This is a genomic window from Geitlerinema sp. PCC 9228, assembly GCF_001870905.1.
Classification (GTDB): Bacteria; Cyanobacteriota; Cyanobacteriia; order Cyanobacteriales; family PCC-9228; genus PCC-9228.
Genome location: NZ_LNDC01000131.1, coordinates 44,426 through 67,600, shown reverse-complemented (window position 1 = coordinate 67,600; position 23,175 = coordinate 44,426). Strand labels below are relative to the sequence as shown.

Annotated in this window: 25 protein-coding genes; 11 read left to right on the top strand and 14 right to left on the bottom strand. The window is 48.4% G+C overall.

Features of this window, described 5'->3' with window-relative positions; all coding sequences use genetic code 11:
• Window positions 1-7: 7 nt before the first annotated feature.
• The 5 genes from AS151_RS13875 to AS151_RS13855 all read right to left on the bottom strand — a co-directional run bounded on the left by AS151_RS13875 (window position 8) and on the right by AS151_RS13855 (window position 3,363).
• Window positions 8-802: an MBL fold metallo-hydrolase gene (locus AS151_RS13875; protein ID WP_071517645.1), complete on the bottom strand. Its 795-nt coding sequence runs from the start codon at window positions 800-802 to the stop codon at window positions 8-10.
• A 77-nt stretch (window positions 803-879) separates the two neighbouring features.
• The gene (locus AS151_RS13870; protein ID WP_071517644.1) at window positions 880-1,488 is read right to left on the bottom strand and encodes an aminodeoxychorismate/anthranilate synthase component II; all 609 of its coding nucleotides are present in this window, start codon (window positions 1,486-1,488) and stop codon (window positions 880-882) included.
• Window positions 1,489-1,603: 115 nt separating this feature from the next.
• On the bottom strand, window positions 1,604-2,047 hold the full coding sequence (locus tag AS151_RS13865; protein ID WP_071517659.1) for a diacylglycerol kinase family protein: 444 nt from the start codon (window positions 2,045-2,047) through the stop codon (window positions 1,604-1,606).
• A gap of 304 nt (window positions 2,048-2,351) precedes the next feature.
• Window positions 2,352-2,852 (bottom strand): rRNA maturation RNase YbeY, encoded by a 501-nt coding sequence (gene ybeY, locus AS151_RS13860; RefSeq protein WP_071517643.1) that lies wholly within the window; start codon window positions 2,850-2,852, stop codon window positions 2,352-2,354.
• Between the two features lie 271 nt (window positions 2,853-3,123).
• Entirely contained in the window at window positions 3,124-3,363 is a 240-nt protein-coding gene (locus AS151_RS13855; RefSeq protein WP_071517658.1) for a DUF3285 domain-containing protein, read from the bottom strand.
• Between the two features lie 90 nt (window positions 3,364-3,453).
• Here AS151_RS13855 and AS151_RS13850 point away from each other — a divergent pair, with 90 nt between their 5' ends.
• The 4 genes from AS151_RS13850 to ruvC all read left to right on the top strand — a co-directional run bounded on the left by AS151_RS13850 (window position 3,454) and on the right by ruvC (window position 6,236).
• The gene (locus AS151_RS13850) at window positions 3,454-3,891 is read left to right on the top strand and encodes a DUF2809 domain-containing protein (protein ID WP_071517642.1); all 438 of its coding nucleotides are present in this window, start codon (window positions 3,454-3,456) and stop codon (window positions 3,889-3,891) included.
• Between the two features lie 134 nt (window positions 3,892-4,025).
• Window positions 4,026-4,466: a dTDP-4-dehydrorhamnose 3,5-epimerase gene (locus AS151_RS13845; RefSeq protein ID WP_071517641.1), complete on the top strand. Its 441-nt coding sequence runs from the start codon at window positions 4,026-4,028 to the stop codon at window positions 4,464-4,466.
• A gap of 148 nt (window positions 4,467-4,614) precedes the next feature.
• Window positions 4,615-5,679: a magnesium chelatase ATPase subunit I gene (gene bchI, locus AS151_RS13840; protein WP_244533015.1), complete on the top strand. Its 1,065-nt coding sequence runs from the start codon at window positions 4,615-4,617 to the stop codon at window positions 5,677-5,679.
• A gap of 77 nt (window positions 5,680-5,756) precedes the next feature.
• Window positions 5,757-6,236 carry a crossover junction endodeoxyribonuclease RuvC gene (gene ruvC / locus AS151_RS13835; RefSeq protein WP_071517656.1) on the top strand — a complete coding sequence of 160 codons (480 nt, stop codon included), beginning with the start codon at window positions 5,757-5,759 and terminating at the stop codon, window positions 6,234-6,236.
• A 129-nt stretch (window positions 6,237-6,365) separates the two neighbouring features.
• On the opposite strand, the gene AS151_RS13830 is transcribed toward ruvC, so the two are convergent.
• Entirely contained in the window at window positions 6,366-7,751 is a 1,386-nt protein-coding gene (locus tag AS151_RS13830; protein WP_071517640.1) for a C2 family cysteine protease, read from the bottom strand.
• A gap of 311 nt (window positions 7,752-8,062) precedes the next feature.
• Here AS151_RS13830 and AS151_RS13825 point away from each other — a divergent pair, with 311 nt between their 5' ends.
• On the top strand, window positions 8,063-8,533 hold the full coding sequence (locus AS151_RS13825; protein WP_211517604.1) for a DUF1499 domain-containing protein: 471 nt from the start codon (window positions 8,063-8,065) through the stop codon (window positions 8,531-8,533).
• Window positions 8,534-8,618: 85 nt separating this feature from the next.
• Here the strand turns inward: AS151_RS13825 and AS151_RS13820 are convergent, their stop codons facing one another.
• From AS151_RS13820 to AS151_RS13805, 4 genes are all read right to left on the bottom strand, one after another.
• Window positions 8,619-9,848, bottom strand: a complete 1,230-nt coding sequence (locus AS151_RS13820) for a hypothetical protein (protein ID WP_071517639.1) — start codon at window positions 9,846-9,848, stop codon at window positions 8,619-8,621.
• Window positions 9,814-10,173: a hypothetical protein gene (locus tag AS151_RS13815; protein ID WP_170861406.1), complete on the bottom strand. Its 360-nt coding sequence runs from the start codon at window positions 10,171-10,173 to the stop codon at window positions 9,814-9,816. Before AS151_RS13815 ends, AS151_RS13820 begins: the two co-directional genes overlap by 35 nt.
• A gap of 47 nt (window positions 10,174-10,220) precedes the next feature.
• The gene (locus tag AS151_RS13810) at window positions 10,221-11,537 is read right to left on the bottom strand and encodes an RNA-guided endonuclease TnpB family protein (RefSeq protein ID WP_071517637.1); all 1,317 of its coding nucleotides are present in this window, start codon (window positions 11,535-11,537) and stop codon (window positions 10,221-10,223) included.
• Between the two features lie 276 nt (window positions 11,538-11,813).
• On the bottom strand, window positions 11,814-12,179 hold the full coding sequence (locus AS151_RS13805) for an excalibur calcium-binding domain-containing protein (protein WP_071517636.1): 366 nt from the start codon (window positions 12,177-12,179) through the stop codon (window positions 11,814-11,816).
• A 367-nt stretch (window positions 12,180-12,546) separates the two neighbouring features.
• On the opposite strand from AS151_RS13805, the gene AS151_RS13800 reads away from it, so the two are divergent.
• Entirely contained in the window at window positions 12,547-14,226 is a 1,680-nt protein-coding gene (locus AS151_RS13800; protein ID WP_071517635.1) for a M48 family metallopeptidase, read from the top strand.
• Between the two features lie 96 nt (window positions 14,227-14,322).
• Window positions 14,323-16,101, top strand: a complete 1,779-nt coding sequence (locus AS151_RS13795; RefSeq protein ID WP_071517634.1) for an ABC transporter ATP-binding protein — start codon at window positions 14,323-14,325, stop codon at window positions 16,099-16,101.
• Between the two features lie 47 nt (window positions 16,102-16,148).
• Here the strand turns inward: AS151_RS13795 and AS151_RS13790 are convergent, their stop codons facing one another.
• Window positions 16,149-16,529, bottom strand: a complete 381-nt coding sequence (locus AS151_RS13790) for a cytochrome c (RefSeq protein ID WP_084639591.1) — start codon at window positions 16,527-16,529, stop codon at window positions 16,149-16,151.
• 207 nt (window positions 16,530-16,736) lie between these two features.
• Here AS151_RS13790 and petG point away from each other — a divergent pair, with 207 nt between their 5' ends.
• Window positions 16,737-16,850, top strand: coding sequence for a cytochrome b6-f complex subunit PetG (petG, locus tag AS151_RS13785; RefSeq protein WP_071517633.1), 114 nt, complete (start codon window positions 16,737-16,739; stop codon window positions 16,848-16,850).
• 32 nt (window positions 16,851-16,882) lie between these two features.
• On the opposite strand, the gene rsmD is transcribed toward petG, so the two are convergent.
• A complete protein-coding gene (rsmD, locus tag AS151_RS13780) occupies window positions 16,883-17,440 on the bottom strand; it encodes a 16S rRNA (guanine(966)-N(2))-methyltransferase RsmD (protein WP_071517632.1) in 558 nt (185 codons plus the stop codon).
• 275 nt (window positions 17,441-17,715) lie between these two features.
• Here rsmD and AS151_RS13775 point away from each other — a divergent pair, with 275 nt between their 5' ends.
• Together AS151_RS13775 and AS151_RS13770 are read left to right on the top strand one after the other, a co-directional pair.
• Entirely contained in the window at window positions 17,716-18,051 is a 336-nt protein-coding gene (locus AS151_RS13775; protein WP_071517631.1) for a hypothetical protein, read from the top strand.
• A gap of 271 nt (window positions 18,052-18,322) precedes the next feature.
• The gene (locus AS151_RS13770) at window positions 18,323-19,048 is read left to right on the top strand and encodes an aspartyl/asparaginyl beta-hydroxylase domain-containing protein (RefSeq protein WP_071517630.1); all 726 of its coding nucleotides are present in this window, start codon (window positions 18,323-18,325) and stop codon (window positions 19,046-19,048) included.
• 34 nt (window positions 19,049-19,082) lie between these two features.
• Here AS151_RS13770 and AS151_RS13765 read toward each other — a convergent pair whose 3' ends face one another.
• Together AS151_RS13765 and AS151_RS22190 are read right to left on the bottom strand one after the other, a co-directional pair.
• Window positions 19,083-19,427 (bottom strand): DUF6464 family protein, encoded by a 345-nt coding sequence (locus tag AS151_RS13765; RefSeq protein ID WP_244533014.1) that lies wholly within the window; start codon window positions 19,425-19,427, stop codon window positions 19,083-19,085.
• 126 nt (window positions 19,428-19,553) lie between these two features.
• Entirely contained in the window at window positions 19,554-19,727 is a 174-nt protein-coding gene (locus tag AS151_RS22190; RefSeq protein ID WP_170861404.1) for a hypothetical protein, read from the bottom strand.
• A gap of 33 nt (window positions 19,728-19,760) precedes the next feature.
• Here AS151_RS22190 and mfd point away from each other — a divergent pair, with 33 nt between their 5' ends.
• Entirely contained in the window at window positions 19,761-23,153 is a 3,393-nt protein-coding gene (mfd, locus tag AS151_RS13760; protein WP_071517628.1) for a transcription-repair coupling factor, read from the top strand.
• The last annotated feature ends 22 nt before the right edge of the window (window positions 23,154-23,175 follow it).

Sequence of the window (23,175 nt, the reverse complement as noted above, 5' to 3'; positions counted from 1 at the left end):
TTATCCCCTAACCGCCAGCAGCAAAGTTGTATTCAAAAACTTGGATAGTCTGCTCTTCGGGAATATCGGCAGCCGTTCCATTCCAAGTATCGCTACCTAGACGACGTACTGGTGTATCCGGCATCAACTGCAAAAAATTATCCAAAGGCAGCAAATCGCACTCTTGCGTGTTGGCAGCTTGGGTAAGATAGTGGGTAGGCACGATAACTTTAGGTTTGAGTGTGTCAACAGCTTGTTTGGCTGTTTCAGGATCGAAGGCTTTCGGTCCGTTTCCTACCGGAAGAAACAATAAATCGGGTTTTCCCATTAAAATTTCTTGTTCAAAGGAAATAGGCGCTGCTGCCCCACCGAGATGTAAAATGTTAATATCGGCTAGCATCCACTGCCAAGCCACATTTGTACCAAAGCGATCGCCTCCTTTGCGATCGTGAGCCATACTAATGCCTTGTACTTGTAGCCCATCAAGCTGATACATCCCCGATTCCATCAGCAATTTATACCGACCGCGAACGGGTTCGTAATAGCCCTCATCCAACAAGTGACTGCTGATAAACACCATATCCGCTTCCACTTGCGGCTGGCGGTATCCTTGGGTACAGCCAATGTTTTGAAAGGGATTCACCAAAATTTTCCGGTCTTGGTGGGAAAACAAAAAGCAAGTATGACCCAACCACTGGATGTTTAGGGAATTGTCGGTTTGGGCTTGGACATTTTGCCAGGGCATTTGCCCGGCGAACTCCCCACCCAGGGCAGCGGCAAAAAAACTGGCTGCGGTGTAGCGAATAAACTTTCTTCTTTGCATGGGAGTGGCAATTGATTTTGACCGAGTTGCGACCGAGAATTGTTCTCCAACGAATCAAAAATACCGGAAATTGTTTCCTACTGCCAAGCCTTTTTATTTTCCAAGCTTTCCAAAAAATTGCGCAGCAGTTGCTTGCCAGTGTCAGTCAAAATGCTCTCTGGGTGAAACTGAACCCCTTCAATGTGGGGATATTCCCGATGGCGAACGCCCATAATGGTATTGTCGTCTACCCAAGCAGTAACTTCCAACACATCCGGACAACTATCGCGATCGACAATTAAACTATGATAGCGGGTAGCGGTGAGAGGCGTTTGCAATCCTTGGAAAACACCGCTTTGGGTATGGTGAATTTCTGACGTTTTGCCATGCATCAGGTCTTTGGCAGACACCACCTTGCCGCCGAAAACTTGACCGATGCTTTGATGTCCCAAACATACCCCCAGAATAGGCAAATGGGCACCAAATTGGCGGATAATATCCATGGAAACCCCCGCATCCTCGGGGCGACCAGGACCGGGAGAAATGACCACGCCATCGGGTTGGAGGGCTTGTAGTTCTTCTAGGGTAATTTGGTCGTTGCGATAGACCCGAATATCGCCCGCTACGGGCAACTCGCGTCCCAATTCTCCCAAATATTGGACCAGGTTGTAGGTAAAACTATCGTAGTTATCGATAACGACAATCAAGAGAAGGACTCCTGCAAAATACGATGGGTTTTGGGTGGGGATATAGTTAGGATACAACAATTGTTCGGCGATCGCAGCCCGGGGGAGGCTGGTTTGTTCGTCGAAAAATTACCGATTAGTTTATATATTGCCACACCAAAGCCACCAAAGGTGGTAGCAGCAAGTATCCTGCCACGGTCACTGCTGCCAAAGACGATACCAAAACCGCCCCGGCAGCGCAATCTTTGGCGATTCTCGCCAGTTCGTGGTAGGACTGTTTGACTGCTAAATCTACCACCGATTCTATGGCGGTGTTCAGCAGTTCCATAGCCAAAACAAAACCAATGGTGATGGCGATCGCGGTCATTTCTACCCGACTCAAACGCAAAAATGTTCCCAACGCGATCGCAGCTGTACCAATAATAACGTGGATGCGAAAGTTGCGTTGGGTGGCAAAGGCATAGAAAATACCGCTGCTGGCATAGCGAAAGCTGGTCCAGATATTGGTCGCTACCTGCCAAGAAGAGTCTCGATGCAACGAACGAACTTGGGAATGGGAAGGTAGTTTGCCATCTGGCATTTCTTGGTCGGTAGTAGGAACTGAATTTTGGTCTTCGGAGAGGTGAGGTTGTTTCAACGTAAATCTCCGCAAGCGATCGCTCAGCATAAATGTACCAGATACAGGACATGGCGGTTGCAGGGATACCGCCCCAAAAAATAGGAAAGCCACATCTACTATATGGTTCCCGTCTGTGGATTTTCTCCATCAGGAAAACCCACGATAGCGGCTTCCCCCTTCCTTTCTCTGCATACTTTATACTTTAGAGTCCCCAAGATTGTCTAAGCAAAAATACCTTCTCCTGGGAAAATACGGAAAAATTTTATTAAAATTTTGAAAAAGTCTCTCCGGCAGGAACGATCCCCAAAGGTTCCAACAAACTGGCTTGCCGCTGCAACATCTGCTGCAAACTCTGCTCATCGGGATGATCCCATCCCAACAAATGCAACAATCCGTGGGTTGCCAACCACGCCAGTTCCACTTTGGTATCGTGACCTCTAGCTTCGGCTTGACGGGTGGCCGTTTCTACAGAAATCACAATATCCCCCAAATACAAGGGATAGGAATGCCAATCCTCGGGATGGGGATGTTCGTTTTCCAATGCCGCAAATGCCAGAACATCGGTGGGTTGACTTTTCTGGCGATAGGTAGCGTTCAACTGGCTAATTTCCCCATCGTCGGTCAAACGCAAGCTGAGTTCGTATCCTGCCGCTTCTGGCAGGTCGGTTTGTAAGTTTTGCAACCACTCGCCGAACCAAGTTTGCCAGGTTTCGGCAGCGATAGGCAGCTGGGAGACCAATTCTTGAACGGTAACTTCAACTTGCATAAATGACAGATTTGGCGATGGTTTTTTTCAATTTTCCCTAGCTTTCGTATAGAGAAAACTGCTACTTCCTGGAGTCTGCTACGAGACCAAGGCTGGACTAACCGAACGCAATCGACACGAATGTCAATTTTTGTCCAGTGATTGGGTTAGTCAAGAGCAATTTCCACGATAACAATATAGGGGCGAACGGTCTTCCCTAAGATTGCGGAAGGAGGTTCGCCCTTATCCCAACATATCTACAAGTATCGATGAAAATGTTATATCCAATGAGCTATCGCGTTAAATAGGAAAGTCCTACCAAAACGCCCAGCAAACCAATGGCAGTTAAGACAAAATGTCGCAATGCCCTACCTCGCTTGCGAACCATGTTACGCATGGCTAGCTTGGTGTAGCTTGGGGGTGGTTCTGAGGGGGTTTGCGTTTGAGTCGTTTCCGCCGTTTGGTTGGTTTCGGTGGTTTCGGTGGTTTCGGTAGTTTCGGTGGTTTGGGGGTTGGAGTTGGAAGAAGTCATATTAAATTCAATCAAAATATAGTTGGCAGTGGTACAGCGATCGCTGTCCGGTCCCATTCTTATATTTAAAGTAACAATTTTTAATGCTCTATGGCCTGGCCTTTTTTTCCGTTCCCGAACTCAGACAGTTCTCCCCAACGTCGCTATCGCTGGTCTTTGGTTGTCGCTGCAGTCATTGTAATTCCTTTGGGATTGGCTACCAAAGCCTATACAGGCATTTTCGAGGGATGGTTCCATAACTACGCTGGCGGCATCGTCTACGAAATTTTCTGGATTTTGTTAATTTCATTGCTTTTTCCACAAATTCAGCCTGTCAAAATCGCCCTAGGTATCTTTATCGCTACCAGTGTTTTGGAATTTTTGCAACTGTGGCAACCTGCTTGGCTGCAAACCCTGCGGGCTACTTTCGCCGGCAAAACCCTACTAGGAGGTGTCTTTTCCTGGTGGGATTTTCCCCACTACGCCCTCGGATGTGGGTTGGCGGCGTGGGGATTGCAGGCTTGGAGGCATCGTCTTTTGGGCAAATAAAAATCCCAATATCATATTGTGTGCATTTTTTGTGCGACTCGTCACATTTTTTTATAAAAAACTCGCTATACTAAAAATAAAGCAAAATTTTTTTACAAAATCCTCAGAAAGCTTTTCCAAAGGAGACAACCAAAATGGGTCAAACTCGGCAGATAGAAATCCGTTCGCTTCCTTCCTTCAAAGGAGGCATGGCAGAGTTTTACCAACCCCAATCCAGCAACGAAACCATGCTGGTGGAAATCTCCGGCAATACCATTGACGATCTGTTTGTCCACCATTTCCAAACCGACCAACTGCTGGTCGTACGCGGTAGCTTCGTTTTGGTAACCCTGCAAAACCGCGAGTACCAATACATTCCCCTCAGCGACCAACAACCGCAAGTCGTCAAAATTCCCCCAGGCGTTCCCCACGGTGCCATCAATCTCAACCCAGAAACCTGTTTGCTGGTCAACGCCGTCTTGCGCCACGGAGAACCCCACGAACGGGACTATCAGGCTCTTAAATGTCCTTTTCCTTACGATTTAGAAGCCGCCCGTCGTGCCATGGAAAGTATGACTTGTTCGGCAACCGCTTGATTTGCCCAACAGAGGCGATTATCTAGCGTAGGCACCCAGAGAATATGGCACAATAGGATGGCGACAACAAAAGTTTATAAAATTGGGGAGTTCCGTGAGTTTGAACGCTCAACAAGCTACGCCAACACTTAACAACAACGAACAGTCGGTGTCTGTAGCCCGCAAAGGACAACGAGCTGTTTTCCCTTTTACAGCCATCGTCGGGCAAGATGAAATGAAGCTGGCCCTACTGCTAAACGCAATCGACCCAAAAATCGGTGGCGTCATGATTATGGGCGATCGCGGTACGGGCAAATCCACCACCATTCGGGCTTTAGCGGATTTGCTACCAGAAGTAGACATTGTCGCCGACGACCCCTACAACAGCGACCCGAACGATACGGACCTCATGAGCGATGAAGTCCGGGAACGCTTGGACAATGGGGAACATCTACCCGTCAGCCGACGCAAAGTCCAAATGATCGATTTGCCCCTAGGGGCCACCGAAGACCGCGTTTGCGGTACCATCGACATTGAAAAAGCCCTATCCGAAGGCGTTCGCGCTTTTGAACCAGGTTTGCTCGCCAAAGCCAACCGGGGCATTCTCTACGTAGACGAAGTCAACCTCCTCGACGACCACCTAGTAGACGTGTTGCTAGACTCCGCCGCCTCCGGTTGGAACGTGGTAGAACGGGAAGGCATTTCCATTCGCCACCCAGCGCGTTTTGTACTTGTGGGGTCGGGCAACCCAGAAGAAGGCGAACTGCGTCCCCAACTACTAGACCGTTTTGGAATGCATGCGGAAATTCGCACGGTCAGAGACCCCAACCTCCGGGTCAAAATCGTGGAACAACGGACCCAATTCGACCAAAATCCCCAGGAATTTCTGCAACACTACCAAGAACAGCAAGATACCCTGCGGCGGCAAATTGTCGATGCCCAAGAACGACTGGGGCAGGTGGAAATTGAGTACGACCTGCGCGTCAAAATTTCCCAAGTTTGCGGAGAACTAGACGTAGACGGCTTGCGTGGCGATATTGTCACCAACCGCGCTGCCAAGGCTTTGGCGGCTTTGGAAGGACGCAATCACGTAACGGTGGAAGACATCCAGCGAGTCATCACCATGTGTCTGCGCCACCGCCTGCGCAAAGACCCCTTAGAATCGGTAGACTCCGGCTACAAGGTACAGCAAAGTTTCTGTCAGGTATTCGGTCTGGAAATGCCCGAAGAATAGCAGTAGTAGGGTGGGCAATGCCCACCCCAAAACACCGGGAAATTACTGAATTTTTCCGATTTGGTACCGTTGCGTTCATGGAAAAACGGATTTTGGGATTAGACCCGGGACTTGCAACATTAGGATTTGGTGCCATTGATATTAGCGAAAGCCAAAAGCAAAGCGCTACCGTCGTAGATTTTGGCATTATCCAAACCCCCGCGAAAACGGAACTGCCCCAACGGTTGCAAACTCTCTACGAAGATTTGCACGACCTCATGAAACAATTCCAACCGCAGTTCGTGGCGGTGGAGAAATTATTTTTCTATCGCATGGGCAATACCATTTTGGTAGCTCAAGCCCGGGGAATTATTATGCTCGTTTTAGCACAACACAATTTGAACTTTGTTGAATTTATCCCCGGTACGGTGAAGCAAACGCTAACGGGATACGGCAATGCCGAAAAAGAAGAAGTTCAAGATGCGGTAGCGCGGGAATTGCAGCTAGATAGCATTCCCAAACCCGACGATGCGGCGGATGCGTTGGCACTGGCGGTAACTGCTTGGTTGCATTTGTAATACCATTTCCTTAAAAGTTTGCAATAAACAATCGGGGATTTTGGTAGGTATGCTCACGCGTTGTAGGGGCGCAACGCGTTGTGCCCCTACCAGGTCAATCAGGGTTGTTCAGACAATAATGGTATGATGCTATTTGACCACCCCTATACCAGCGTAGTATTTCTTGAATGCAGAAGCTTCAATGGCAAACGTGCCGTCGGTGAGGGTGAGATTAATCGGTCGCCACCAGCTAATGTCGTACAGCCAGACAGTGCTATCTAAGGTTTGTACGGTGGCTTCGGTGACGCCCCAAGGGTTGCGCAAGATAATGTATTTTTTCTCGTTGCGATAATCCCATCCCATAACTGTATAGCAGTGAGAAGCGACAATATTGGCATCGCTGTAGTTGAGGTCTTGGTCGGCAGCGCTATCGGTAGAATAAGTCCAGCAGGTCATGGGGTTAAATGTACGGCGACTGCGGGAGTTGGCACGTACTAAACTCCACAGTTCGTCGGCAGACATACTGTTGGTGCTGTAGTAGAACCGCTTTCCACCCGTGAGTTCGGCGGTGGCGCGGACGCAGTCTCCCCAGGCGGTGGCGGTGATGTCAGGGCGATCGCTACTGGTGTTGGTTTTGTATTTGGCGTAAGCTTTTTCGTAAACAGCGGGCCAGATTTCGCCAGTTTCGCTGGAACGCGCGTAAATAAAATTCCCGGAAGAACTATTGAGAGGTACAGAATCGGTGACTTCAATTTCTTTATCTACCGTACCATTGCTATCAGGTTGGTAAAAACGAATTAAATTGGTAAAATTTTGCTGGCTCAATCCAGTGGCGCGGGTTAAATGGGCAATTTGATACGGTTTCGCCCAAGCAACAGCAGATAGAGCAGCAATGTAGTAACAGTTGGCAACGGCACCTTGAATGGGGTCAAAAAATTCGGTGGCTTCGTTAAAAAATCGTCCGGGGTCGCTCCAAGTACCGTTGGGTGGGGTCCATTCTTTGGATTTGCTGCTGGTTTGCGGGTCGGGAGAGATTGCTCGGACAATATCTTTCGAGAGAACCCGCGACAGCCGTTGCAAGCGATCGCTTTCTGGTTTGCGTATGGTGAGTTTCATGAAATAATCTCCCACCATTTCCGCGCGTTTGACTTCAATGGTGCCCACATCTTCCACTTGCAAGCGCGGTCCCAAATCCCCTAACTTGGCAATTTGACTGGGGTCGAGAGATAGGGCATCTTCCAAATCGTTGGTATCGAGTTGCAGTTCTAAATCGAGTAAGGGCGATCGCACTGGTTCTAATTGTAGCTTCTCGTTCAATTGCAATCCCACGTACAAAGGCCCTTGAAATTTCGGGTCGAACAGTTCTTCGTAGGGAGTTTGTAGTAGGTCTTCTAAAACTTGGGTGGGATGGGACATTTGTTTCCACTGCAAACGCCGACCGGCAATCAATTCTGCTAGGGCGTAGGGATTGATAACAGCGGAATTCTGGGCTAAAGCTACGTTGGCAGCTTGGGGATCGGTAACTGGGGCTATCATAATTGTTTTTTTCTCTAAGTTGCAACCAAAGTCCGATGCGGGAGAATATTTCTCCCGGATTGCTACTGTTTTAGACAATTGCCATCGATTACCACCAGTCGCTTTTTCAAGCGTCACTTATTTGAGGTACAGGGAATGGTTCAATTTTGGCGACCCGTTAGGCAAGATGGTTGGTCAAAATGTTAAAAAACGTTTACAATATTCCCAACGACGGTAATTATGGACTTTTGGTTATGAAATTGTCGGGATTGACGAGATTCTGCGTTTCAGCATTGCTGGTGTTCGGTACCTTGCTGTTGGGCTACAGTCCCATGTCTGCTGCAAAAGCGGCTGCTAGCGATTTGGGCGGTGAAAGCGCGATCGCGAGTATTTTCTCGTTTTCTGGGGAAAGACCGGATAATTTAGGGGTAAAAAACGGCAAATTGACGCCTTGTCCCAGTTCTCCCAATTGCGTTTCCAGTCAAAGCAAAGACGAAACCCATGCCATCGAACCTTTCACCTATAAATCCTCTGGTGAAGAAGCGTTTAATCGGCTTAAAAATATTATCGAAAAACTAGAAAATGCTGAAATTATCGAAACCAAAGATAATTATCTTTACGCGGAGTTTACCACCCAAATTATGGGATTTGTGGATGATGTAGAATTCTACAACGACCCGGAAAATAAAACCATTCACGTGCGTTCGGCTTCCCGTTTGGGCGAATCGGATTTAGGCAAAAATCGCGATCGCGTGGAGAAAATTCGCGCCGCTTTTGAAGCTGCCGAACCTTCGGTAGGCTAACCCCCTATGGTCCCCCTTGTCAAGGGGGACGGTTTTTGGGAAGCGATCGCATTTGTTGGAATTTTTCGACAGCAAAAACTTTAGATTATTCCGATTGTTGCTGGCTTTCTTTCTCCGTTGTTTGCTCGGATTCGCTGGTTTCCGAATTTTGTTTTTTGGTTGTTAGTAGCTGTTCTTCTTGACGAATTGCTTTCACTACAGCATCTCGGGTTACTTCTGCACTAAATCCCCAAACCAAAAGTGCCAAATAGTCGGCAATACCTCGACTGCCAAATGTAGGTTTTTCGGCGTATAATTTGTTAAAACCACCCCCCACCATCAAAAAAATAACACTGGCATGGGCTATCCAGTTGAACCACTGCAATCGTTGGCGGGCTTGTTGAATGCTATTTTGGGTAAAAGGATTGGTGGCTGGCGGTTGCAACATGGCTTCGATTGGCGAACTCTCGTAGCTGCCTCTGGAACTAACATCGGGTGAAATTTCTCGGTTGGAGTTTTCTTGCTTTTGCTTTTCTTCCAGATATCGATCTAACTCTTGTTTAAAATTATCTAACTCATTTTGCCATTCTTTCATAGCATCCTGTTCGCTGGGTGAGAGCTCTTGTAACTTCGTGTCCAATTCTTTCAACTTTTTGCGCCATTCTCTTTCTTCTTCTGGGGATAAATTTCTGAGAAGGGAAACATATCCATGAATCTTGTCTTTGTTTCGTTTGTATTGTTGGAACTGCTGTCGGATTTCTTCCAAGCGATCGCGTAGTTCATTCGGTATTCTATAAGCAGAAATATTTTTCGCCTGCTCTAGGGAAAAAAGAATAGCTTGTTGATAATTGGTATCTGAGTCGATTTCTTCTTGAACGCGGCTGCGTAAATTGTTTTCTGCATATTGCAATTGCTCTTTCCAATCTTCTCGATATTTACGCCACTTATCCCAAATGGCTTGTGCGGCATTTACCGCTTTTTGGGCTGTTTCCCACTGTTGTTTGCCTAAAGCCGTTTCTGCTTCCACAATGTGACGAGCGATCGCAGCTTGAAACGCTGGTGGCAGTTCCGAATCGTTTTTACACTGGGTTTGCAAGTTGCCAACTTGAACCGCGATCGCATCACGTTTGGCACCTTGGTGGCGATACACAGATAACCCATACCCAATCACCACACCCAAAAACAACAGCAAAACAGGCAACACCCAGCTATCCTTCACTTGGATAGTAACGGGGATTTGAATATTGTTACCGCGATCGTCAACCAAAAGCAACTGAGCGTTGTAGGAACCACTGGCAACATTATGGAAAGCAAAGGTCAGCGAGACTTTCGCCATTGACTTCGTAGCGTCGTTTTTTTTGAAATCGTTTGATTTGGGACTTTTCTACATCAATACAAGAACTGGGAAATATCTTACCGCTGTTTTCCGATGGCAAATCTATCGGCAGCAGTTGTAGGTTTTGGATGGGTTCTGGCAATTCCAAAACAACGATGGTTCGCTTGGCGGGAGAACAAAGGAAATTTTGCCACAAGCAACTACCGGTAATGATTATTTTTTCCGGTTTCACAGTGACGGGTTTGGCTTCTGGGGAAACCGCCAACAACAAACTTATCCCCATCGCTATACCTGCCAGTCGCTTGCCTGTCAGTTTTGCCATCATCCCACGCAATATCAGTCCTATTTGTGGTTTGTTGACTACTCCCCGCTCTAAAGAGACGGGGATTCCTCGGTAAATTTCACGAGTTTCAGCACTTCTGCTACCCTAGAGACGGGACGACTCCAGAGAAACAGACGCCTAGGGCTAGTCAATTGCCCTCTAGTCGGTTTGCATTGCATTCCGATTACTTGCGCTTTACGACCTATATTATAGGCTCCATTACAATCCGCGTTTACCACAGTACCATCTGCGGACTGATACAGACCACGCTTTACACGCTTCCCTGATGACTCCCAACCTTCGGGTTTTTCACCGTAAACGGGGATCTCATCTAGGTCTAACGCACTGGCTCTTGAGGTACAACTTTCCTCTTGCTCTATGAACTCAATACCGTAGAGTTCACACATCTGTTCGATACGCTTCTTTAGCCGAGCAGTCGGTACTTGAACAAACTTTTGATTATTCTTTCGACCCATATTTGAGCCGTTCTTTTGACCCTTGTTCCAGCCAAAAACCAACGTACCTACACCGTTCTCAAGACAGTAGTTGATAACGGTTCGAGCCGCTTTGTTTACTGCGTCTCGCATTTGGCGGTTACGCTTACCTGTGATACGGTCGAGCAGACTACACCAGAAGTCTTTATCCTTCCCCTCTTTAATCGTGGCAACACGCTTGTTATACCACTGGTTAAGAGCCTTAACGTGCTTGCCGTCAATAATAAAGCTATCAGCTTGAGAGTCAACGCAGGTCAGCCAGTTATCGAGCCCATGATCAATTGACAGCACTCGGTTAGGGTCTAACGCATAGTCTGAAACTGGTTGCCCTTTGCCGATCCATACCGCATCGAAATAACCAGCACGGGGGACGATCTGAAGTTCTTTAACATCAGACCAATCTAGGTTAGTTGGGAAAGGGATGAAGATTTCAGGGAGCTGAAACCAAACCTGACAGGCGGTTCCCATTGGCACCCTAACTCCTTTAGCAGTAAGTCTTAGCCACTTCTTGGGGTACGAGATCTGAAACAGTCCGTCAGACTTGCGGTAATTGGGTACCTTTGGCTTTTTCTCCAGCTCTCCCCGATCCCACAAATCTAGAAGTTCCTTGAACCCCTTAAATGCTTCGCCAACGCTAATACAGGTCTGTTGCGCTGCACTGGTATACAACGCTTTCATGTGGGGGTTGCGCTTCATCTGGGTAGACAGCCACCGACCATTAGAGAACTTGCCCGCCTTAAAATAAAGCTGGCGAGCGAGATACGTCGTGCAGTTATAGAGCTTGTTGGATTCTCTGCACAGGTACTCTAATGCTGCGCTGAGTTCAGCGTCATCTGGCAACCGATTAATTTGAGCCGTATATGTTTTAGCCATAAGCTAATTATAGTAGAATATGAACGATCCGCATCATGATAGGCACTAGGCGACTAAAGTCGCTCACAGGCTTTTCCGCCCCGCTCTAAAGAGACGGGGCTACCAAGCCTACGTCTATTGCTCGTGTGGGAAACTCGCCAGCTACCCAACGACGCATCAATTCCACAGTATAGGCATATTTGTTGTTTTGGGAAACAAAAATAACATCGTGTTTTTCTAAAGTTTCAAGTTCCATTTTCCATGAAGCGATCGAGAGCGAAACCACGAAATTTAATTTTATGGCAAACGTTCGCAAGCAACGCCGTCTTTATCGCCATCGAGGCGGTGGGGATCGCCGGAAAATGCTTCTAAAACCCGCTGTGCTTGTTGTTGGGTGCGAAAATCCGAGCAATTGCAGTCGGTAGATGCGCAAGCTGGCAAATTATCTAATTTAGATTTGCTGCGGCTACTCCGATCGCTTTTCTGTTGTGGATTGCCAGAAGAACCGCGATCGCTTCTGGAAGTTTGCTGGAAAAAATTGGTTTGAGCTACGTTGGTAGAAGAAATATCTAAGGAACTGCCAGCAGATGCGCCTGGCATCGCGATCGCAAAACCAACCAGCAATCCTGCCAAAAAAGTTGCTAGAAACCGTTGCAAGCTCATCGCAAATTAATGGGAAACGTCACCAACCAACCATACTATAAAAATATAAATTCGCCCAACTTCTTGGTTTCAGCAAAGAAGTGAGTAAATTTCGGTTGGCTTTACCATCGATAACATCCATTGGAAAGCGAACGATTCGTTGGTTCTACCTAGCATTTGCAATTCTGCGATCGCCAAGCGTCTCCGATCGCAGAAATACGCCCTTGGTGACAAAAACCTTAAGAAAATGCGATCGCGATAACCAAAATACCACTTCCAACTCCGTAAATTCCGCAATAGACGCACATCCCAGTTCCAAAAAGCAACTTCCACACGAGTCGATGCGTCTGGATACAATAGAATTAATCCAAGTTGCGGTGTGGCGACTATGAAACTTATACGTACTTCTCTAGCAATCACATTTGGCAGCCTTCTGTCTCTAGAAATGGCGATTCCCGTAGCGATCGCGGAACCATCGACAACAGAAACCAGTTCCGAATCCGACGAATCCTCCTCAGCTACCACAGAAGAAAACCAACAGCAAAATCAATCCTCATCCTCTAGCGAACCAGAAGCTTCCCCAACGCCAGAGGAGGAACCGGAAGACACTTCGGAAACAGACTCAGAAAGCGACTCCTTAGAAGCCGCTTCGCCACCGCACTTTTCCAGATTGGCAGAAGCCGATCGCTTGTATCTAGCTGGCAATACCGAAGCCGCCGAAAAAATCTATCGAGAAGTCAAGCCAGCCTTTGCTGAAGAAGCGGAAAATTATACCGACCGACCCGAACCCTACAGCGACCCAGAAAAACTCTCCCCCGCCGGCAAAGTCTACTGGCGGCAAGCCAAAGCCGGTTGGGAACAAAACCTTCAAACCAAAATTCTCGTACCGCTAGAATTACTTGTCAAAGAAGTACCCGAATTTATTCCCGGTCACATTCGCTACGCCGAAGCACTCAAAAAATACGAACGCCCCGAAGAAGCGGCTTTGGTCTTAGAACAAGCCATGCAGGAGTATTCCGACCAACCGCAACTGGTCAAAGCCACCGTCAAAACCTTTGCCGAAAACGAACGTTGGTTGGATGCTTCCATTGCCGCCAGACAGTTTGCCCTGCTTTATCCCGAACACCCACAAGCTGAAGAATTTAAACAACTAGCCGAAGTTCACTATAAAAACTTCCGTAGCGACTTGCGTGACGAACTGACCGGAAACGCGATCGCGACAGCCATTACAGGTGCCCTCTCCGTTGCCGTCACCGGTAGCCCTTTTGCCGCCTTACCAGCGGTGGATAGCACATTGCTGCTGCTGCGGGGAGAAGAAGCATTGGGTCGTCGTGCCAGCAAAGCTATCCGCGATAACTTGCCCATGGTAGAAGATGAAAAAGTAACCAGTTACGTACAAAACATGGGAGAGGAGCTAGCTACTTACACGGGGCGGGATTTTGAATATGAATTCCATGTTATATCAAATAAAGATCTCAACGCCTTTGCCCTTCCCGGCGGTAAAATCTTCATCAACGCTGGCGCTATTTTAGAAACTGACTCCGAGGCGGAACTAGCCGGTTTGCTGGCGCACGAACTCGCTCACACAGTTTTGTCTCACGGTTTCCAACAAGCCACCCGAAATAACTTGATTTCCGGCGTTGCTCGATTTGTTCCCTTTGGCAATATCGTTTCTAACTTACTGGCACTCGACTACAGCCGCGACCAAGAACGACAAGCGGATATTTTCGGTACTCGTTTGCTTGCCAATACCAAATACGCGGCGGATGGTTTGCGGGATGTGATGGCAACGCTTTACGAACTGAAAGCTTCCAAAGGGTCGCCGCCGACGTTCTTTTCCACCCACCCAGACACGGGAAATCGGGTTCGCTATCTGGAAAGCTTGATTCTTCGCTACGGTTACAACCGCTATGCCTATGAAGGTGTCGAATCCCATGCGGAAGTTCAAAATCGGGTGAAGGAGTTGCTGGAAGAAACTGAGAACGAGGAAAAAGAGGAAGAGGATCGAGAAGACGAAGAACCAGAGCAAGAGTTGTTAGATAGGGAAATTGAGAGATGGAGAGAATGAGGAAGGTAGGGAGAATGGAGCGATCGCAGCTAGATATGGGAAGATGGGAAACATGAATTCGATATCGTTTGCGAAATCCATGTTGCGCGATCGCTGATGAAAAAACGTTTCGGGGCAACCAACTATTTCCAACTGCTTCCCTATCTGAAAACCCAAAGAAAAACCATTGCCCAAGCCTTTGCCTGTACCCTGGCTTTTACCATATTTTGGCCGATTTTGGCTTCCCTCGCCGGGCGAATGGCCTCTTATATTGGCGCTGGCGATATTACCGCGATCGCGCAATTGGCCGGTTTGGCAGCTATAATTTTTTTAGTACGGGGTGCGGTACAATACGGGCAAGATGCTTTAATGGCCAAAGCTGCCCTCGCGATCGCCTTTGACCTGCGCCTGAAAACCTACGCCCATCTTTCCCAACTCAGCCTCAGCTACTTTTCCCAAACCCAAACCGGCGACCTCTCCTACCGCCTCACCGAAGACATCGACCGCATCGGCGAAGTCATCAACAAAGTGTTCCATCAATTTATCCCTTCCATCCTGCAACTGGTGGTGGTTTTGGGATATATGTTCTATATCAACTGGCAGCTAACCGTCGCTACCCTCGTTGTTGCCCCCCTCATGGCAACTCTCATCGGATATTTTGGCAACCAGCTACTCAATTTTGCCCGCCGCAGCCAAAACCGCATTTCCAATCTCTCCGCATTGCTAACGGAATCCTTCAACGGTATTTCGGTCATTCAAGGATTTAATGCCCAACAGTACCAACTTTCTCGGTTTGCCCAAGAAGCAGAACGCAACCGCCGTACCAAATATATCACCGAACAGCTCAAAGCCTTTCAATTTGTCGTAGTGGGCTTTCTGGAAGCGGTGAGCGTCATTTTTCTATTTTTCTTGGGAGGATGGCAAATTGCCCAAAACAACCTCACCGCCAGCGATTTTGTGAGCTACGTAGCAGCGGTGGCATTGCTCATCGACCCCATTTCCATTACCACCAACAACTACAACGAGTTTAAACAGGGGGAAGCGTCGGTAGACCGGATTTTTGAACTGCTGGCGGTGCCGGCTTCGGTGGTGGAAAAACCCCATGCCATGGAACTACCAACCCTCTCTGGGAAAGTGGAATACAATCACGTGTATTTTGCCTATCCCCACAGCAACGGCAACCAGGCGTGGGTTTTGGAAGACCTGAATTTATTGGCATTGCCGGGGGAAATTATTGCTTTGGTAGGGATGAGTGGCGCTGGCAAAAGTACGGCGATGAGTTTGCTTAGCCGGTTTTACGACCCCACGGAGGGTCAGATTTTGGTGGATGGCATCGATATTCGCGATGTCACCCTCGGCAGTCTCCGCCGTCAAATTGGGATTGTGCCCCAGGATACGATTCTGTTTTCTGGTACGATCGCGGATAATATCGCTTTTTCCCAGCCAGAGCGTTCTCTGGAGGAAGTGAAGGAGGCGGCGAAAGTTGCCAATGCCCACAATTTTATTTGTCAGCTGCCTAATGGTTACTATACCTGGGTGGGAGAACGCGGTGCCAATTTATCGGGGGGTCAGCGACAGCGCATTGCTATTGCTAGGGCGGTGTTGCTCGATCCGCGCATTTTAATTCTTGACGAAGCCACTTCTTCGTTGGATTCGGAGTCGGAAGCGTTGGTACAGCAAGCTTTGGAACGGTTGATTGCTGGCGGGGAAGATTCCCATCACCAATCCCGTACGGTGTTTATTATTGCCCATCGTTTGGCAACTGTGTTGCGCAGCGATCGCATTTTGGTTTTGGAAAAAGGGAAAATTGTGGAATCGGGCAATCACGAGGAATTGCTACGGTTGCAGGGTCGCTATGCTCGGTTTTGCGCCCAACAGTTTCAAACTGGTGGATAGCAACCAGGGGCGAATGTTATGAAAATTTCATCAGATTGCCAAATTGCTTATTGTTTCTTTAAATAACTTAATAAATCGGCCATATCTTGGGGTTTGGGTTGAAATTGAGGCATGGGGGGTGTTTCGCCGCTGATGACTTGGTGGATAATCTCCTTGTCGGATTTGCGTTCGGAAACGCCCTCCAAACTAGGCCCCACACGACCGTCTTTGCGCCAACCGTGGCAGCCAGCACAGTTCATTTGAAAGATGGCATGACCGCGCATGGGGTCGCCCTCGGTGGCTAGAACGCTCTCTATATAAGGATCGGAGGTTTGAATCTGGTAAATGCCAAACACGATTACAGCGATCGCACCGACCACGATTAAAGCGATCGCGACCGTTGCAGGCAACTGGTTTTCCGTCTCGGTTTGGATCGATGGTTTATTCAAAACAAATTTGCATTAATAAAGGGATCTACAAAAAACTTTATTATTTACAAGATAGTTTAAAATCTTTACTGCTGGCTAGGCAATATCTATTTGCTGGCAACTCGATCTGGGACGAGGGAGAGACGGCGCTTCCGAGCGACCAAACCTTGCTACAATGGCAAACGGACTACATATATGTTGCAGCCATTGGTTTCTTAAGGAGTATCTATGGTAGAACCTCTTCTATCCGGTATTGTTTTGGGCTTGATTTTGATTACCCTAGCCGGTTTGTTTGTCAAAGCCTACCAAGACTACCAACGCGACAATCCTCTGGAACGCTAAATGTTCCGTTGGGAGGGGAAGATGGCTTCCCCTCAAGCCTCCTTTCCCATCGCGACCGGTTGGAAAAAGCTGACCGTGGTATCTCCGTACACTCTTTGCCGGCAAACCGCCAACGTTTCCGGCAACCAACCACCAAAGCTTAGCTCGCCATCGCTCTCCACGGCGAGTTCTCCACCGGCAGCGAGGAGGTGGTGAGTAGCGATCGCTTGTAAAACCGGCTGGTATAAATTTTCTCGATAGGGAGGATCGAAATAGATTAGGTCAAAGGAGGTTCCTGCCAGTTGCGGCAACTTCGCTACCACATTGCCCCGAATTACCTCAAATTGGCTGCCCGCAGGCGCTACCTGTTGCCAGTTTTGCTTCACCGTTTGGCAAGCCTTGCCCCATTTTTCAATGCCTACCACCCATCGAGCGCCACGACACAAAGCTTCTGCCCCCATGGAACCGTTTCCAGCGCACAAATCCAACCAGCAACATCCCACAACCCGATCTTGCCAGATGTTAAACACAGCTTCTCTAACTTTAGCAGCGGTGGGACGTACTTGTTGTCCGGGAATGGTTTTTAATTTGCGATTGCCGTAAATTCTCATGTATCAAATTTTATCAAATTTGACCAAATTTCTCCAGCGCCCCCAGGTAATCTAGCTCCTTTCATTGCCATCCCAAAAAAGTGCGCAAGCTATAAAAAATATAAATAAAAGTTTAATTTTTTCGGAAAATATAGAGATCGCGTGCATTTTTTTGGCACCATTTTCTAGTAGAGTTGCTTGTACCTTTCTATACAATGTCCAACCAGTGTAATGGTAGAATGATGGACAAGTAGACACTTTGATACTGCGATCTGGGATGGTTTTAGGAGAAAGCCATGAAATATATTTTTGAAATGATTGGCATCTCTTCAGTGTTGCACTTTTTCAACGAGCAACAGTCATTAAGAAAGAATAAAAAAACAGGAATCGAATATATTGGCAGTTATGAATGTTCTCTTGATGCTTTCCTGAGAACCATTGATAATATTTCCCAAGGAAAAGACTGGGATATGAACCTGGTGCGACAGGCAACCATTAACTATTGGATGCAAAATCCCGAACAAGTATCCTTTTGGAAAGCACGTTTGGATGATGCGGGGGCAGAAAACCTTTTGGTAGCGAAAGTGGGGGATTTACCCTCCCTGCGCGCCGAACTGGAAAATCTCCTGTAGTTGGCAGGTGATTGCGGCTTTCGCCAAAGAGGGTCACTGACCCCGCGCTAAAGCGACGGGGCTTGGGAACAGCCAGGTTCCCGTAGTAATGGCTAGACCAAGAGCCGATAGTATTGACAAAGACAAATAGGAAATAGGGTCTTTAAACAGATAGCCCCTGGGATGCAACCAATATCAATAACGAGAGCAGGTTCGTGGTAAGATTGCCTCGTCGGAAAACCAAAACGGTTTTATTGGTAACGCCCTATTTCCTAGCCTTTTCGCCAGAACCATGAGTATCTATCAAAGTCGTGCTTTCCAAAAATTAGAAGAATTGGTGGCGCAGCACTCCCGAGTGGGAGATAGCGTTTTTTTTGACAAAGACCAATTCCCCTGGGCACAAAAGTTAGAAGACAACTGGCAGGTGATTCGCCAGGAAGCAGAACAGGTGCTTCAGTATGTAGACAAACTTCCCAACTACCAGGATATTTCCCAACGCCAGCGTCGCATCAGCAACAACGACCTCTGGAAAACCTACTTTTTTTATGCCTTTGGCATGAAAGCCACCAAAAACTGCGATCGCTGCCCGCAAACCGCCAAACTCCTCGAAGATATTCCGGGATTAAAAGTAGCATTTTTCTCGATTTTAGCCCCTGGCAAACACATTCCCAAACACCGGGGGAAACTAAAAAATTTAATTCGCTACCATTTGGGGGTTATCGTACCGGAACCCAAAGAAAAATGTGGTATCCAAGTCAATAACGAAGTTGCCCATTGGGAAGAAGGAAAAAGTTTAATTTTTGACGATACGTTTTACCACGAAGCCTGGAACCAAACCGATGGATATCGCGTAGTTTTATTTTTAGATATTGCCAGACCGTTGCGTTTTCCCATGTCGTTGGTTAGCTGGCTGGCGTTTAATTTATTAATTGCCTCTCCCGTAGTGCAAGACGCCAAGAAAAATTACGAAACGTGGGAAAAATGGTTTGAAGAAATCGAAGGAAAATCCCCATCCTAGACAGAGAAAACCACAGCAACCAGGCAAATATTCTTTATTCATCCTGGTTGTTCCATTTGTCAATAGGTTCGTAAAAACGACAATCCGTACAAGGTCCGCTGGGATTCACCGCACAGCGCAAATGGGGCGATCGCGCATTGAAAGCACAGGAAGTGTCGCCAATGACGTAGCCAATACCAGATTGATAGTGCAGCGACGAAGCAAGGTAGGGGGTTGGGAAAGCCGCTTGGCTGTTACCGCGCCAGGGAGGGGCGGTATCTTGGGCAATCCGAACCCGCTCCAGCAAGCGTTCTCGGGTTTTGTAGGTCACCCACAAAGACAGCAACGGAGGCATGAATCCCAAAACCAAAATAAAAAGCAATTCCCACATAGCTAGCATTCTTTCCAAATAAATAAGGGCGTCAAACCATCGTCAAAGGCGCGATCGGGATTTGGTAAGCAGCGACCAACCCCCTCCATCGGGGGGGATAGCCCCACCTACAGGAGAAAAACATTTTCTTTGGTTCTATTTTAAAAATGCCAGCGAGACTTCGTACAGCAACAACCAGCCAATAGTGGCAAAATTGTAAAGAGAATCAAACCGCATCTTCACAAAGATTTTCTCCGTATTCTCCCCAGCCAAATCGGATCGAGTGCTGGCTTGACCGCCCAACCCAAAGCCACCATCTTCGATCTCCATCGATTTGCCCGTTCGTTTACGTCAACTTCGTTTATGAATGCATTTTCTCCTGTTGTTCGATTTATCGAGCGATCGCAGCTGACCAGCGAACTGCTAGCCAAACTAACAGACCACCAACAGCTCAAACTGAGCGGGGTTTCTCGTTTGGTCAAAGGCTTAGTCTCTTCTGCCTTTTGCGGTGCCACCAACCAACACCTACTCGCGATCGCCGCTACCCTGGAAGAAGCAGGGCGTTGGTCGGCACAGTTAGAAGCCATGGGGTGGCAAACCGTTCATTTCTACCCCACCTCCGAAGCCTCCCCCTACGAAGAACGACATCCCGATACAGAACTCACCTGGGGGCAAATGCAAGTATTGGTGGATTTGGTAGAAAGAACCCCAACCTCCCAAACTGCCGCCATTGCGATCGTGACCACTGAAAGAGCCTTACAGCCACACCTACCTCCCCCAGAAAACTTTGCCCGCAGTTGCTTGCACCTGCAACCCGGCACCAACCTCGATCGCAAAACCCTCGACCAACAACTGGCACAGCTAGGATACCAACGGGTCGCCCAAGTGGAAACCGAAGGGCAGTGGAGTCGTCGCGGCGATATCGTCGATATTTTTCCCGTTGCCGCCGAAGTGCCCTTGCGTTTGGATTGGTTTGGCGACGAATTGGAAACAATCCGCGAGTTCGACCCCGTCAGCCAACGCACCTTCGCCGAAGCCCAACCAGTGGGGAATTTGGTGCTGACACCCACAGACTTTCAATATCTGGCATCGGTGGTTGTGGATGGATTTACCAGTTCCCTGGTGGATTATTTCCCGGAAAATACCCTGGTTGCCATTGACGAACCCGACCAGTGCCAAGCACACAACCAACAGTGGTACGACCACGCTGAAGAGCACTACCAACAACTATCCAGCCAAGGCACTCATTACCAACGCCGCCACCAGAACTTCCACGAAGCGTTAGAAACCACCGCCCCATTCCAGCGGATTTATCTATCCGAACTCGCGATCGCGTCTATCAAAACCGACGGCATCCCCGAAACCAACCTCGCATCCCGTGCCGTTCCCACCTTACCCCACCAATTTGCCAAATTAGCCGATACCCTCAGCCAAGAACGCCAAAACCATCAAATTTTCCTGATTTCCGCCCAACCCTCCCGTTCCGTTGCCCTGCTGCAAGAACACGATTGCCCCGCCCAATTTTTGCCCAATCCCAACGACCATCGGGCAGTGGAACGCTTGCAGGTGCAACATACGCCCATTGCTTTAAAATACAGCGGTTTGGCGGAAATGGAAGGGTTTATCCTGCCTACCTATCGGTTGATGCTGGTCACCGACCGGGAATTTTTCGGGCAGCATACCCTCGCCACGCCTACCTATATCCGCAAGCGCCGCCGCGCCGCTTCCAAACAAATCGACCCCAACCAGCTACGACCGGGAGATTACGTAGTTCACCGCCACCACGGCATTGGCAAGTTTTTAAAATTAGAATCGCTGGAAAATCGGGAATATCTGGTGGTGAAATACGAAGACGGTTTGCTGCGAATTCCCGCCGACCAGTTGGGCAGTTTATCCCGCTATCGTTCCGTTAACGACAAACCGCCGCAGTTAAATAAATTATCGGGAAAAGCTTGGGAGAAAACCAAAAACAAAGTCCGCAAAACCGTCAAAAAGCTGGCGGTGGATTTATTGAAACTCTACGCCCAACGTTCCGAACAAACAGGGATCGCCTATCCTGAAGATATGCCCTGGCAGCAAGAGTTGGAAGATTCTTTTCCTTATCAAGAAACCCCCGACCAACTCAAAGCCATTCAGGATGTCAAACGGGATTTGGAAAGCGATCGCCCCATGGATCGTTTGGTTTGCGGAGATGTGGGATTTGGCAAAACCGAAGTCGCCATCCGTGCCATCTTTAAAGCCATTACCGCTGGCAAACAGGTGGCTTTCCTCGCCCCCACCACCATTTTGACCCAACAGCACTATCACACCATCAAAGAACGCTTTGCCCCCTATCCCATTGAAGTGGGATTGCTGAACCGTTTCCGCACCACCCAGGAAAAGAAACATCTCCTCAAACGGCTGGCAACGGGTGAGTTGGATGTGGTCATTGGTACCCACCAACTTTTAAACAAAAGCGTGAAATTCCAAAATTTGGGTTTGCTGGTGGTTGACGAGGAACAGCGGTTTGGGGTGAATCAAAAAGAAAAAATTAAATCCATGAAAACCCAGGTTGACGTGCTGACCCTCACCGCTACCCCCATTCCCCGAACTTTGTATATGGCGCTTTCGGGGATTCGAGAAATGAGCGTTATTTCTACACCGCCACCGTCACGTCGCCCCATCAAAACCCATTTGGCACCCTACGAGTCGGAAGTGGTACGCACGGCATTGCGACAGGAGTTAGACCGTGGTGGTCAGATTTTTTATGTGGTGCCCCGGGTGGAAGGCATTGAAGAGGCTTCGGCGCGGGTGCGGGAAATGGTGCCCAACGCACGAATTGCGATCGCCCACGGTCAAATGGATCCGGCGGAGTTGGAAGCTACAATGCTGGCGTTTAGTGCCGGGGAAGCCGATATTTTGGTTTGCACCACAATTATCGAATCGGGATTGGATATTCCCCGGGTCAACACCATTTCCATCGAAGATGCCCACCGGTTTGGTTTATCTCAGCTATACCAATTGCGCGGTCGGGTGGGTCGTTCCGGGGTGCAGGCACATGCGTGGCTGTTTTGGAATCCCAAAAAACAACTATCGGATAAAGCCAAGGCACGTTTGAAAGCGATTCAGGAGTTTACCCAATTGGGGTCTGGCTACCAACTAGCGATGCGGGATATGGAAATTCGCGGCGTGGGCAATTTACTAGGGGCAGAACAATCCGGTCACATGGAAGCCATTGGGTTTGACTTGTATGTGGAAATGCTGCAAGAGTGCATTCAGCAAATCCAAGGGCAGGAAATTCCCAAAGTTGACGATACCCAAATCGATTTGAAGCTGACGGCGTTTATTCCCGCCGATTATATTCGGGATACGGAATCCAAGATGAGTGCCTATCGGGAGGCAGCGGCGGCGACGACACCGGAAGAGTTGGAACAGGTGGCGCGTTCCTGGCGCGATCGCTATGGGGAAATTCCCACTGCCACCCAGCAATTATTGCGGATTATGGAATTGAAATTGCTAGCCAAACAATTAGGAATTTCTCGCATTCGCCCGGAAGGCAAGCAAAATTTGGTGCTGGATACGCCTATGGAAGAACCGGCTTGGAAGCTGTTGCAGGAAAATTTGCCCGCCAACTTACAATCCCGTTTTGTGTATACGCCCAACAAAATTGTGGTGCGGGGGTTGGGCGTGCTTCCCCCCAAAGACCAGTTAGAAAATTTGATTGATTGGTTGGGCAAAATGAAAGGTGGGCTGCCGGAATCCCAGGCAGTATCGTAACCTGTGATACCCTAAACGTAGC